The sequence below is a fragment of the Streptococcus pseudopneumoniae genome, from assembly GCF_038148955.1.
Taxonomy (GTDB): domain Bacteria; phylum Bacillota; class Bacilli; order Lactobacillales; family Streptococcaceae; genus Streptococcus; species Streptococcus pseudopneumoniae_T.
Genome location: NZ_JBBJZY010000001.1, coordinates 17481 through 31289, shown reverse-complemented (window position 1 = coordinate 31289; position 13809 = coordinate 17481). Strand labels below are relative to the sequence as shown.

Annotated in this window: 11 protein-coding genes and 3 pseudogenes; 13 read left to right on the top strand and 1 reads right to left on the bottom strand. The window is 38.7% G+C overall.

The features are described from left to right. The 12 genes and pseudogenes from WKI23_RS00135 to WKI23_RS00080 all read left to right on the top strand — a co-directional run bounded on the left by WKI23_RS00135 (window position 1) and on the right by WKI23_RS00080 (window position 12076). A complete protein-coding gene (locus WKI23_RS00135) occupies window positions 1-1110 on the top strand; it encodes an SPFH domain-containing protein (protein WP_368078541.1) in 1110 nt (369 codons plus the stop codon). Window positions 1111-1477: 367 nt separating this feature from the next. Beyond that, a complete protein-coding gene (locus WKI23_RS00130; protein ID WP_368078540.1) occupies window positions 1478-2257 on the top strand; it encodes a hypothetical protein in 780 nt (259 codons plus the stop codon). Window position 2258: 1 nt separating this feature from the next. Beyond that, entirely contained in the window at window positions 2259-2441 is a 183-nt protein-coding gene (locus tag WKI23_RS00125) for a hypothetical protein (protein ID WP_049524272.1), read from the top strand. Window positions 2442-2706: 265 nt separating this feature from the next. Next, complete coding sequence (locus WKI23_RS00120; RefSeq protein WP_368078539.1) at window positions 2707-2940, top strand: DUF1858 domain-containing protein; 234 nt, start codon at window positions 2707-2709, stop codon at window positions 2938-2940. Further along, a complete protein-coding gene (locus WKI23_RS00115; protein WP_368078538.1) occupies window positions 2940-4274 on the top strand; it encodes a DUF438 domain-containing protein in 1335 nt (444 codons plus the stop codon). Before WKI23_RS00120 ends, WKI23_RS00115 begins: the two co-directional genes overlap by 1 nt. A 9-nt stretch (window positions 4275-4283) precedes the next feature. Next, complete coding sequence (locus tag WKI23_RS00110) at window positions 4284-4538, top strand: DUF1912 family protein (RefSeq protein ID WP_000119706.1); 255 nt, start codon at window positions 4284-4286, stop codon at window positions 4536-4538. Between the two features lie 95 nt (window positions 4539-4633). Next, a complete protein-coding gene (locus tag WKI23_RS00105; protein ID WP_368078537.1) occupies window positions 4634-5029 on the top strand; it encodes a helicase in 396 nt (131 codons plus the stop codon). A gap of 282 nt (window positions 5030-5311) precedes the next feature. Then, on the top strand, window positions 5312-7135 hold the full coding sequence (locus tag WKI23_RS00100) for a DUF262 domain-containing protein (RefSeq protein WP_050202754.1): 1824 nt from the start codon (window positions 5312-5314) through the stop codon (window positions 7133-7135). 13 nt (window positions 7136-7148) lie between these two features. Further along, entirely contained in the window at window positions 7149-9800 is a 2652-nt protein-coding gene (locus WKI23_RS00095) for a valine--tRNA ligase (RefSeq protein ID WP_368078536.1), read from the top strand. A 69-nt stretch (window positions 9801-9869) separates the two neighbouring features. Further along, a pseudogene (locus tag WKI23_RS00090) lies at window positions 9870-10625 on the top strand (DUF3883 domain-containing protein). 20 nt (window positions 10626-10645) lie between these two features. Beyond that, window positions 10646-10807, top strand: a pseudogene (locus WKI23_RS00085) (hypothetical protein); the annotation flags it as partial. Window positions 10808-10909: 102 nt separating this feature from the next. Continuing rightward, window positions 10910-12076 (top strand): TOTE conflict system archaeo-eukaryotic primase domain-containing protein, encoded by a 1167-nt coding sequence (locus WKI23_RS00080; protein WP_368078535.1) that lies wholly within the window; start codon window positions 10910-10912, stop codon window positions 12074-12076. Here WKI23_RS00080 and WKI23_RS00075 read toward each other — a convergent pair. Further along, the gene (locus WKI23_RS00075) at window positions 12037-12162 is read right to left on the bottom strand and encodes a hypothetical protein (RefSeq protein ID WP_268810470.1); all 126 of its coding nucleotides are present in this window, start codon (window positions 12160-12162) and stop codon (window positions 12037-12039) included. The genes WKI23_RS00080 and WKI23_RS00075 overlap by 40 nt on opposite strands. 7 nt (window positions 12163-12169) lie before the next feature. Here WKI23_RS00075 and WKI23_RS00070 point away from each other — a divergent pair. Further along, window positions 12170-13741 (top strand): annotated as a pseudogene (locus WKI23_RS00070) (DEAD/DEAH box helicase); the annotation flags it as partial. Between the last annotated feature and the right edge of the window lie 68 nt (window positions 13742-13809).

Below are 13809 nucleotides of genomic sequence, written 5' to 3'. Positions count from 1 at the left end.
ATGGGGTTGATAAAAGCCATCACAGATTCTATTGGTGGGACATTTGCAGACCAGTGGAAAGAAATTATCACAGTTCAAGCTTTTGATGAACATACAGCTGTAAGTCCAGGTATTATTCAAGAAAATAATAATGGTAGGGGTGTCAATACGAAGGGATCTGTCGGTGTTATTTCCAACGGATCCAAGATTTTTATTCCAGAAAATACTGCTGCCTTTATCTTTAGTCAGTCTGGTATCGAGGAAATTATTACAGAACCAGGTGGATATGAATACCAAAATGGTGAGAGCAGTGTTTTTAACGGTGATGGATTGAAAAAGTCACTGTTTGACAATGTTGTTAATCGTGTTGGATTTGGTGGTCAAAGTGATCAGCAAAAACAGATTTGTTTTGTTAATTTAAGAGAAATTCGTGATATTAAATTTGGAACTCGTGGTCCAGTCATGTATAATGATTTGTTTTATGGGACAGATTTAGAAGTACGTGCTTTTGGAACATTTTCTATCCAAATTACAGATGCTCAGCAATTTATCAGAAACTTTCTTCCTGCCAATGTGACTTATTATACTTTCGACAGTGCTCAAGCTAGATCACAAATAGTAACAGAATTTCTTCAATCTTTTATTGTTGCACTTAATTCTTTGTCAACAACTTATCGTATTTCACAATTACCCTCACAAGCTGCAGTTCTTGCAACCCAAGTATCAAATGATGGACAGTATGCAGGGACTTGGAAAGAACGTTTTGGATTTGAGATTGTAAAAGTTGCCATTGCTAATATTGAGTTCTCACCAGAATCTAAGGAATTGGTTAAACAATTTTCATCAAATAAGATGAATTTAAAAGCTTATGATGATGTATCGCAGAAAGCTTCTAATATTGCAGCACAACAAAAAATTGCATCAGGAGTCGAGCAACATGGTCTAGGTGATAGTGCTGGAATGATATTTGGAATGAATATGGCTCAAAGTTTAGATGAAAAAGCCATGAAACCAAGTCTATCATTAGATGAGCAAATCGAAGCACTTACAAAACTAAAATCTCTTTTAGATGCAGGTATATTATCTCAGGAAGAATTTGATCGAAAGAAAAAAGAAATTATGGATTTATAAAATGAAACTCGAAAGTTCATAGTTATACTCAATGAAAATCAAAAAGCAAACTAAGAAGCTAGCCGCAAGCTGTACTTGGGTACGGTAAGGCGACGCTGACGTGGTTTGAATTTGATTTTCGAAGAGTATTAGTGTGTATTCAAGGAACATTTTAGTTGAAACAATAATAGACTATCGTTCACAGATAGAATATCATGTTGTAAAGGTAGGAGTTGAATATTCTAGCTGTCTCTACAAAGACTATTAAAAATCTTTAACAAATAAGTTGCTAAGGATTTTTTGAAAATTTTTGAGGGGGATTTGAAACATACTTTAAAAGAGTATGCTATCATAGAATATAACTTACAGAAGTAAAAGGAGTTTGTATATGGCTGAACAAGAGTTGGCTATGCAAGTATTGCAACAAGTGGTGAAACTACCTGTTGTTAAGGTTGATCGTTCGAAATTTTTAGTGGATAAGTTTTCCAAAGAATTGGATCCACAGGACATTCCTACCTTATTGGAACAAGGTCCAACGACTCTTCTATCTCAAGAAATCTTAGATCGTGTAGCTAATGCTTGTATTCGGGATAATGTTTTATTGGCGAGTGGAACGTCTGTTGTTGCAGGATTACCAGGAGGGATTGCTATGGCAATTACCATTCCAGCGGATGTGGCTCAATTTTATGCTTTTTCTCTAAAATTAGCCCAAGAACTAGGTTATATTTATGGATATGAGGATCTTTGGGCTTCACGCGATGAGTTGAGTGAAGATGCTCAAAATACCCTCTTGCTTTATCTAGGCGTAATGTTGGGGGTAAATGGAACCGCTGCCTTGCTACGTGCTGGTGGTATAACAATTGCCAAACAGGTAATGAAAACAGTACCTAATAAAGCTTTAACAAAGACGCTTTGGTACCCTATTTTGAAAAAAGTCTTAAAAATATTTGGTGTGAATCTGACCAAGGGAGGGCTGGCCAAAGGAATGGGGAAATTTATTCCTATCTTGGGAGGTATCATTTCAGGTGGTTTAACCTTTGCAACTATGAAACCAATGGGGGAAAGCTTGCAGAAAGAATTATCCAAGCTAGTCAACTATAGTGAAGTTCAATATCAAGAAGATGTTGAAACAATCCGAAAAGAGGCTGAAATCATCGAAGGAGAGTAATATGGGACTCATAAAAATTCTAGCTAAAACTTATGGTAATTACTTTTTGACCGTGCAAGGTGTAAAAGTAATGAAAACGATAAAGAAAGATGACCACGCCGTTGTCGGTCTGGGGAAACTTTTTATTGCCGACAAGTTAATGGATACGGCTCGGTGGCTCATCAAGCCAGAGGAGAGAGAATGAAATTTTTCTGGGGACTTCTTGCCATTATTTTTATCAAACCGATTATTGGAATTGTGAAATTCTTTTGGATGATCATCTCTTTTGCAGTCCAATTATTATTTTACAAGCTATTATTTAAGCTACTGGATTGGCTCTTTAAACTTATTTAGATGGTTATCCAAGTCGCAGTGAACTAGCAGGAACTCCACTGCTAGTTTTTTAATCTCTTTCCTTATGGTATAATATAAGCAGTAAAATCATTTTAGAACATACAATGGAGGTCGTCATGGACAATATCATCGATGTGTCAATTCCCGTTGCAGAAGTGGTGGACAAGCATCCAGAAGTCTTGGAAATCCTAGTGGAGCTGGGTTTTAAACCTCTTGCTAATCCCTTGATGCGTAATACTATCGGTCGCAAAGTATCGCTTAAGCAGGGGTCTAAGCTGGAAGGAACTCCTATGGACAAGATTATCCGCATACTGGAAGCGAATGGCTACGAAGTGATTGGATTAGACTAATGGCAGATGAACGGATTCATATCCTACGGGATATTTTGTTAGAATTGCACAATGGCGCCTCTCCTGAGTCGGTTCAGGAGCGTTTTGATGCGACCTTTACAGGCGTTTCAGCCATAGAGATTTCCCTCATGGAGCACGAGCTGATGAACTCAGACTCAGGTGTCACCTTTGAAGATGTCATGGAACTCTGTGATGTCCATGCCAATCTTTTTAAAAATGCTGTTAAGGATGTCGAAGTTGCAGATACCGAGCACCCAGGTCACCCAGTTCGGATTTTCAAAGAAGAAAATCTGGCCCTCCGCGCGGCCTTGATTCGCATTCGGAGACTGTTAGATACCTATGAGTCTATGGAAGATGAAGAAATGCTTGCGGAGATGCGTAAGGGTTTGGTGCGTCAGATGGGACTTGTAGGTCAATTTGATATTCATTACCAGCGTAAGGAAGAGCTCTTCTTCCCCATCATGGAGCGCTATGGACACGATTCACCTCCTAAGGTCATGTGGGGAGTGGATGACCAGATTAGGGAGCTCTTTCAAACAGCTTTAGCGACAGCCAAGTCACTACCTGAAGTGCCGATTTCTACTGTAAAAGAAGATTTTGAAGCCTTTGCGACAGAGTTTGAAAGTATGATTTTCAAGGAAGAGTCCATCCTCCTCATGATTCTCCTTGAGTCCTTTACTCAGGATGACTGGCTTCAGATTGCGGAGGAGAGCGATGCCTATGGTTATGCCATCATCCGTCCGTCTGAGAAATGGGTTCCAGAACGCCAGAGTTTTGTTGAGGAAAAGAGTGCAGAGGGGCCTGTGCAGCTAGATACGGCAGAGGGTCAAGTTCAGCAAGTTATCGATATGCCAGAAGGTCAGTTTACCATTACCTTTACTCCTAAGGAAAAGGAAGCAGTGTTGGATCGCCATAGTCAGCAGTCTTTTGGTAATGGTTATCTATCGGTCGACCAGGCCAATCTCATCCTCAATCACCTCCCTATGGAGATTACCTTTGTCAATAAAGACGATATTTTCCAGTATTACAATGACAATACGCCAGCTGATGAGATGATTTTCAAACGGACCCCGTCCCAAGTTGGGCGTAATGTTGAACTCTGTCATCCGCCTAAGTACTTGGACAAGGTCAAGACTATCATGAAGGGACTTCGTGAGGGAAGCAAAGACAAGTATGAAATGTGGTTCAAGTCTGAGTCGCGAGGTAAGTTTGTCCACATCACCTACGCAGCAGTACACGATGAAAACGGAGAATTCCAAGGTGTGCTGGAGTATGTTCAGGATATTCAGCCCTACCGTGAGATTGATACGGACTATTTCCGTGGATTAGAATAAGGAGAAAAAATGAGTTACGAACAAGAATTTATGAAGGAATTTGAAGCTTGGGTAAATACCCAAATCATGATCAACGACATGGCGCACAAGGAAAGTCAAAAAGTCTACGAAGAAGACCAAGACGAACGTGCCAAAGATGCCATGATTCGCTATGAGAGTCGCTTGGATGCTTATCAGTTCTTGCTTGGTAAGTTTGAAAACTTCAAAGCAGGCAAGGGATTCCATGATTTGCCAGATGGCTTGTTTGGTGAGCGAAATTATTAAACGAGAAAGGTTCTTGATTTTTCACTAAAATCTTGATAGAATATTTATATTAAATCCTTGTCAGAGCAGGGGTTTTTTATTGAAAGGATTTTATCATGTCAAAGAAACTCAATCGTAAAAAACAATTACGAAATAGCCTTCGTCGCGCAGGTGCTTTTTCAAGTACTGTGACGAAGGTTGTAGAAGAGACAAAGAAAGTCGTGAAACGTGCAGAGCAGTCAGCGAGCGAAGCTGGTAAGGTTGTTTCTAAAAAGGTTGAACAAGCAGTAGAAGCTACCAAAGAGCAAGCTCAAAAAGTAGCCAATTCTGTAGAAGATTTTGCAGCAAACTTGGGTGGACTTCCACTTGACCGTGCTAAAACTTTCTACGATGAAGGAATCAAGTCTGCTTCAGATTTCAAAAACTGGACTGAAAAAGAACTCCTTGCCTTGAAAGGAATCGGCCCAGCTACCATCAAGAAATTGAAAGAAAACGGCATCAAGTTCAAGTAATTTTTCTTGTGCCTTGCATTTCCGAAAAAATCTTGCTACAATAGAGCCATTAGAGGTGTTTTGAATCCCACATTTTACAGAAAGTGGCGGCGCTGAGAAGTCCACAAATGTGTCAAAACTGGTTGCTGATGGATGAAAAATTGAAATAAAAGTGTCTTTTTGTTTTAAAGATGAGAGTTGCGGGCAACTGCCCGAAATTGGGTGGTACCGCGGATAAACACATTCGTCCCTGTCATGTAGATGGCAGGGGCTATTTTAGGATTTACGTAACAGGAGGGAATTATGAATTTTAGAACAAAAGATCAAAGAATAGAACAAGTATTCGCTGAACGAAATATATATGAAGTGCCAAATTTTCAGAGGGACTTTTCTTGGAAAGAAGAGCAATATAGGGATTTTATTTCTGATATAAGAAAGAACCTCTCATTGTCAGTAAGTGGAAAAAAAGTAGTTTTTGAAACAGAAATAACAGATTATTTTTTTGGAACAATTTTATTGGTTGGAGATGTTACAAAAGCCAGTGTTGAAAAGCCATATAAGGTTATTGATGGTCAGCAACGTCTTACAACCATGACTTTATTTTTAGCATGTATCAAAGACATTATAGAATCATATAATGTTAATACAGGAGATGATGAATCTTATTCACATGGTTATAATACTAATTTAATTTTTCCTCATTTTTCTGATGGAAAGACAGTGACAAAAACTAGATTAGTTAATAAAAATCTGAATCCGATTCTCCCTTATGATATTCTGAAGCTAGGTACACATGATGCTTCTAAAGAAGAAACAACAAATACTTCTCAAGAGACTCTACGAAAAGCTTTTGATTTCATAAAAGATCAATTATTACAAGAAAGGCTTTTGGAAGGGTTAAATAGTAAAGAACCTGATATTATATGGGATCCTAAGGATTACATCAAATACATAGATTATTTAGGGAAACAATTGCTTAATTCAACAGTTATTTGTATTTATTCTGTTGATGAAAAAGATGTTAATAAAATTTATCAAAATTTCAATTCTAAGGGATTAAGATTAAGTGAAATTGATCTAATTAAGAGCCGGATTTTTGAAGTTTTAGATGATGAACATGATGAGACATCTAGAAAGTGGAATCACATAACAGATATACTTTATAAACTTGACGAAAATATTTCGGATTATTTCTATTATTTTTTTAACTCTCTTGGAATTAACACAACTCAAACTAAATTATTCGAAACTTTTACGAAGAAAATTTCTGAAGATGAATATAGTAATTTTTTAGATAATTGTATAAAGTATGTAGAATTCTATAGAGTTATATGCAATCCATCTGAAGATGATGATCTTTTTGGAACTAAAAAATATTTTAATCAGGATGATAACTTTATTATTAAGAAAAATTTGGAGATATTGAAAGCATCAGGATACTCACAGTTTAGAATGGCATTCTTGAGTTTATTTAATGCTATGAATGATAACCGTATAAAAAGTAAACAATTTAAATCAATTATTTCAATGGTGACAAAATACAATGTTCTTAATTCTATAAAAGCTACGGGAGGTCCTTCAACAACCAATAAAATTCAAGCTATTTATAAACAAATGGCAAATAAATTTAATGCAGAGAAGCTAGACACTTCCTCTTTAAATAATTTTATAAAAGATCAATTAGACACAGTTTCTCCTAGCATAGAATTAATAAAGAAAAGTAAAAAAGTTTTTGACAAAGGTAATAAAATAAAAGGAGCAAAAGATTTAAAAGCGAGAGATTTAGCGAAATATATTCTAGTTTCTCTTGAAACTGAGAGAATTAGGTTAGATGGTAAAAACACTGCAAATAAAGCTTTGAAATATGTGTATGATTTATCAATTGAGCACATTGTTGATAGAGAAAATCAAAATGAACTTGGTGACATTGTTTATGATTTAGGAAATCTTGTTCTACTAGAGAATACTGAACACACCAATTCTACTGATAAGAAAAGTATGTACGAGAATTCTAATGTAAATCTTATTAAAGATATACGAGATAACATAGAAAATTTTGAAGAAAAAAATATAACAGAACGCCGCGATAAATTATTAGAAGAATTTTACAATCTTGTTACTAACTAGAAAGGACAAACACATGTCTAAAGAACTTTCACCTAAATACAATCCAGCCGAGGTTGAGGCTGGTCGTTACCAAAAATGGCTTGACGCTGATGTTTTCAAGCCTTCAGGCGATCAAAAGGCTAAGCCTTATTCGATCGTGATTCCACCACCAAACGTTACAGGTAAACTTCACCTTGGTCACGCTTGGGATACGACTTTGCAAGATATCATCATCCGTCAAAAACGCATGCAAGGCTTTGATACGCTTTGGCTTCCTGGGATGGACCACGCGGGGATTGCCACTCAGGCTAAGGTTGAGGAGCGCTTGCGTGGAGAAGGCATTTCCCGCTATGATCTTGGTCGTGAATCTTTCTTGACGAAAGTCTGGGAATGGAAAGACGAATATGCCACTACTATCAAGGAACAATGGGGCAAGATGGGGCTCTCAGTAGACTACTCTCGTGAGCGTTTCACTCTTGATGAAGGTTTGTCAAAAGCGGTTCGTAAGGTCTTTGTGGACCTTTACAAGAAAGGTTGGATCTACCGTGGTGAATTTATTATCAACTGGGATCCAGCAGCTCGCACAGCCCTTTCTGATATTGAGGTTATCCATAAGGACGTCGAAGGTGCCTTCTACCACATGAACTACATGCTGGAAGACGGTTCACGCGCCCTTGAAGTTGCCACAACTCGTCCTGAGACCATGTTTGGGGACGTTGCCGTTGCGGTCAATCCAGAAGACCCACGCTACAATGACTTGATTGGAAAAAACGTCGTCCTTCCAATCGCTAATAAACTCATCCCAATCGTTGGAGACGAACACGCTGATCCTGAGTTTGGGACTGGTGTTGTTAAAATCACCCCTGCCCATGATCCAAACGACTTCTTGGTGGGTCAACGTCACAACTTGCCACAAGTCAACGTCATGAACGATGACGGAACTATGAATGACTTGGCCTTTGAATTTGCAGGCATGGACCGTTTTGAAGCTCGTAAGGCAGTCGTTGCTAAGTTGGAAGAAATCGGTGCCCTTGTTAAAATCGAAAAACGTATCCACAGTGTTGGTCACTCAGAACGTACAGGTGTAGTGGTTGAGCCACGCTTGTCTACTCAATGGTTCGTCAAGATGGACCAATTGGCGAAAAATGCTATTGCCAACCAAGACACAGAAGATAAAGTTGAATTCTACCCACCTCGTTTCAACGATACCTTCCTTCAATGGATGGAAAATGTCCACGACTGGGTAATTTCTCGTCAGCTTTGGTGGGGTCACCAAATCCCTGCTTGGTACAATGCTGAGGGTGAAATGTATGTCGGTGAAGAAGCTCCAGAAGGTGACGGATGGACACAAGATGAAGACGTCTTGGATACTTGGTTCAGTTCTGCTCTCTGGCCATTCTCAACCATGGGCTGGCCTGATGTCGACTCAGAAGACTTCAAACGTTACTTCCCAACTTCAACCTTGGTAACAGGTTACGACATCATCTTCTTCTGGGTGTCTCGTATGATCTTCCAATCCTTGGAATTCACTGGTCGTCAGCCATTCCAAAACGTTCTGATTCACGGTCTCATTCGTGATGAGCAAGGACGCAAGATGTCTAAATCTCTCGGTAACGGGATTGACCCAATGGATGTCATCGAGAAATACGGTGCCGATGCCCTTCGTTGGTTCCTTTCAAACGGTTCTGCACCAGGACAAGACGTCCGCTTCTCTTACGAGAAAATGGATGCTTCATGGAACTTCATTAACAAGATTTGGAACATCTCTCGTTATATCCTCATGAATAATGAAGGCTTGACCCTTGAGCAAGCAACTGCCAATGTCGAAAAAGTGGTCAACAAGGAGGCTGGAAATGTCACAGACCGCTGGATTCTCCACAACCTCAATGAAACCATTGGAAAAGCAACTGCCAACTTTGATAAGTTTGAGTTTGGTGTCGCTGGTCACATCCTCTACAACTTCATCTGGGATGAGTTTGCGGACTGGTACGTTGAGTTGACTAAGGAAGTTCTTTATAGCGACAACGAAGAAGAGAAAGTCATCACACGTTCTGTTCTCCTTTACACTCTGGACAAGATCCTTCGTCTCCTCCACCCAATCATGCCATTCGTGACAGAGGAAATCTTTGGCCAAATCTCAGAAGGCTCTATCGTGACAGCAGAATACCCAACTGTCAACCCGACCTTTGAAGACCTTGGTGCCCACACAGGCGTAGAAAGCCTTAAAGACTTGATTCGTGCTGTTCGTAATGCGCGTGCGGAAGTAAACGTAGCACCAAGCAAGCCTATCACCATCCTTGTTAAGACAAGCGATAGTGACTTGGAAGCCTTCTTTAACAGCAATGTCAATTACATCAAACGCTTCACAAATCCAGAACACTTGGAAATCGCATCAACCATCCCTGCACCTGAACTTGCTATGTCAAGCGTCATCACAGGAGCAGAAATTTACTTACCACTGGCAGACCTCCTCAATGTCGAAGAAGAATTGGCTCGTCTCGACAAGGAACTGGCTAAATGGCAAAAAGAACTGGATATGGTCGGCAAGAAACTCTCTAACGAACGCTTCGTAGCCAACGCCAAACCAGAAGTCGTCCAAAAAGAACGCGACAAACAAGCCGACTACCAAGCTAAATACGACGCGACCGTAGCACGTATTGATGAGATGAAGAAGTTGGTGAAATAAAAACAGAAACACGGTGATGAGCCGTGTTTTTTGGTATAATAAAATCAATATCTATTGATGGAGAAAGTAATGTCTAAGCACCCGCATTATGAATTGTTAAATTTAATTGGCTACGGTCTTGCCAAGTTTGACAAGCCTTTTATAAAAGAATTTCAATGTTCTAGTAAGTCGGAGTTTTATCGCTATGTGGTTTCTTTGGGAATTGCTGAAACATCTGGGGTTGTATAAAATAGAATGGATTTATTTGATCCTTATTTTGACAATAATCGAAAAGGTTGGTGGCAGAAAGCTGAAGTTTACCGTTTTCGTAAAGATTTAATTGATATGATGTTTGGAAATGAAGATGTTCATAGTTATGCTGAAATCGTTAAAATGTTACTTGCTAGTGAAGGAAAGCGAACAGGCATTACTACCCTTGAAAAACCAATTATTCGAACTAAATTCAAACGTCTACAGGAAACGGGAATGGAGGCTGAGAATTATTTTATCCTTCATTTTGATAAAGAAGAAAAATTCCAAGGTGGACTATTGACCGATGCCCGTCTTTATGGTGATGGATATGACTTTCAGGTAGATGTCCAAGAGCATTCTTACCTTGCCGAAGTAAAAGGTATCCGAAAGTCTAAGGGTCGCATTCGATTGACTGCCAGAGAATATGAAAAAGCCAAAGAGTTTCAATCAGATTTTATTTTATCTCTAGTCACCAACCTAGATGATATTCCAAAGTTAGTGTTAATCGATAATCCTTTAAAACATTTTGAATTTAAAAAGAATATTATCAAAAATGAAATTATTGAATATAGAAGTTTAGAAGATTTGTATTAGTTCCCCCTTAATTTTACTAGTTGAATAAGATAGAAACCTTGACAGGTCAACGACTCAATGAACTGGAAATCAACGGTATTCGTTTAACCAAGTTTAAAAATGGGGAAATCGGTATTGAATTTATCTGGATTGATACCGAAAATCCCCCAAGCGATGCCATCGGCTGGGTAGCAAAGAAATAAAAGTTTTCAAAGCTATTGTAACAAATAAGGGATTTTATTTTCGTGTACAATTTCAGCTATTCTTGTTATAATCAGCCTATAGGAATCAAGGAGGTGACTCTTATGGCTGTTTTTGTGTCTTTGGATGGAATTGTGGTAGAAGTACTTGATGTCTTTTCTTCTTTTAATGGGGATAGTGAGTTTTTCTTGTGTAAACGTCTTAAAGACAAGAGTCAGTTTGTGATGGAACGCTCTCAGTTCGAGGAGATGTTCCAACTTCAAAGTAGTCACTTGACGACGCAAGAAAAATTACAATTGTTTACCTCTGTGTTTGCTGGCCGTTATGATGTTTATGCTAAGAGTTTTATCAATGATCAAGGGAAAATTCAGTATTTTCCATCCTATGATTATGGTTGGAAGCAGTTGCCGCCTGAAAAACGGAGTTTCCAGACATTAACGGACTCCGTTTTGAAATCTCATTTTCGTGGGGAGACAGCTATCGGTATCTTTCCTATGCACTTAGATGATAGCTGTTATTTTTTGGTACTGGATTTTGATGAAGGAGATTGGAAAGAAGCTGGTTTAACCATTCGAAGAATAGCCAGGGAACGCCAGATGGAAGCCCATTTAGAGATTTCTCGTTCGGGTCACGGACTCCATATTTGGTTCTTCTTTGAGGAAGCGATTCCGAGTCGAGAGGCTCGCTTGTTTGGAAAGAAACTGATAGAACTGGCAATGCAGGAAAGTATGCAACTGTCCTTTGATTCTTTTGATCGCATGTTTCCAAATCAGGATGTTCTTCCTAAAGGTGGATTTGGTAATTTGATTGCCCTTCCTTTTCAAGGAGAAGCTTATCATCAAGGGCGAACGGTTTTTGTGGATGAACATTTTCAGCCTTATGAAGACCAATGGAGGTATCTACAAGAAATCCAGAGGATTTCAACTGCTAAAGTGGCACTGTTAATTCAAGAGGAGTTAGGCAAGCAAGAATTGGACAAGGAGTTGCAGATCGTCTTATCCAATACTATCCAACTTAAAAAATCGTCTGTGACACCAAAGACACTGTTTTTCTTGAAAAATATGGCTTCATTTTCTAATCCCGAATTTTATTTAAAGCAGGCTATGCGACAGCCAACCTATCAAATTCCTGAGCGAATGTATTTATTTGGAGAATCCGATCATTATTTATGGTTGCCAAGAGGTTTACTATATCCATTGCAAGATAAATTTAATACTCTTCGAAAATCTCTTCAAACCACGTCAGCTTCGCCTTGCCGTAGATATATGTAACTGACTTCGTCAGTCTTATCTACAACCTCAAAGCAGTGCTTTGAGCAACCTACGGCTAGCTTCCTAGTTTGCTCTTTGATTTTCATGGAGTATGAGCAGGTATCTGTGGAAGATAGGAGAAAGGTACAAAGGTCTATTAGCGTGGAATTTAAGGGAGAACTCACTTTTGAGCAAGAGTTAGCCCTGTCAGATATGATTTCCAAAGAAAATGGTTTACTCCATGCGGAGACTGGTTTTGGGAAGACCGTTTTAGGTGCTGCTCTCATCTCTGAACGGAAGACAAAAACAATTATTCTAGTTCATAATAAGCAACTCTTAGACCAATGGCTGGATCGTTTAAACCGTTTTCTGACTTTCGAAGAGGCAGAAGCTACCCGTTATACACCATCAGGTCGTGAAAAGGTAATCGGCTATGTTGGGCAGTACGGTGGGACTAAGAAATGGCTGAGTAAACTGGTTGATGTTGTTATGATTCAATCTCTATTTAAGTTGGAAAATAGTCAAAGTCTTTTGGATGAGTATGAGATGATGATTGTGGATGAGTGTCATCATGTCTCTGCCTTGATGTTTGAAAAAGTTGTTGCTCAGTTTAGAGGGAAGTATCTTTACGGTTTAACGGCTACGCCTGAGCGTAAGAATGGTCATGAGCCTATTGTTTTTCAGAGAATTGGTGAGATACTCCATACTGCTGATAAGAGGGAAACGGATTTTAAACGGCAATTGCAATTAAGATTCACTTCTTTTGGTCATTTGGAGATTGAAAAGACCAAAGCAAGTAATTTTATACAGCTTAGTGATTGGATTGCTACTGACTCAGTGAGGAATCAGATGATTCTCAAGGATATTCTAGCCCAAGTGGCAGAAGGGCGGAATATCTTGGTTTTAGTCAGTCGAATTCAACAGATAGATGTCTTTGAAAAGTTATTGAAAGAGAAAGAAGTTGATGATTTTTATATTATTAGTGGCAAAACCAAAGTCCGAGAGAGAACAAGTTTACTGGAGATATTAGAACAGCTAGATAAAGGTTTTGTATTGTTGTCTACTGGAAAATACATTGGCGAAGGTTTTGACTTACCTCAGCTAGACACGCTTATTTTGGCAGCACCCTTTTCTTGGAAAAATAATTTAATTCAGTATGCAGGTCGGATTCATAGAAACTACAAGGATAAGTCATTGGTGCGTATTTTCGATTATGTGGATATTCATGTTCCTTATTTAGAAAAGATGTTTCAGAAACGACAAGTAGCTTATCGAAAGATGGATTATCGTGTCATCGAGGGTGAGGAGAAACAATTCGTTTATGTTGATAGTAGATATGAGAAGGTGTTGAGAGAGGACTTAGCAGGGGAAAGCCAGGAATGTATGCTTATTTTACCTTATGTGCACCAGACAAAACTGATGAATTTTCTAAAAGAATTTAGGATTAGTCAAATTGAGATATGTATACCAGAGACGGTTGCAAATAAAGCATGGCTAGACCAGTTGAAGAGCCAGAAAATTAAAGTATCTTTTACTCAATCAAAAATAGTCACGCCTATTCTTTTGGTAAACAAGACCATTGTTTGGTATGGTGCAATGCCATTATTAGGGAAGGTAGATGAAATGACCATACTACGTTTGGAATCAGCTAGTATAGCTTCTGAACTAGTGACAGGTTTACGATAGAGAAAATTTTTAAAAATTTCTATGTATGATTTTCATTTCTTTAGTGATAGTGATGGCATTATCACATT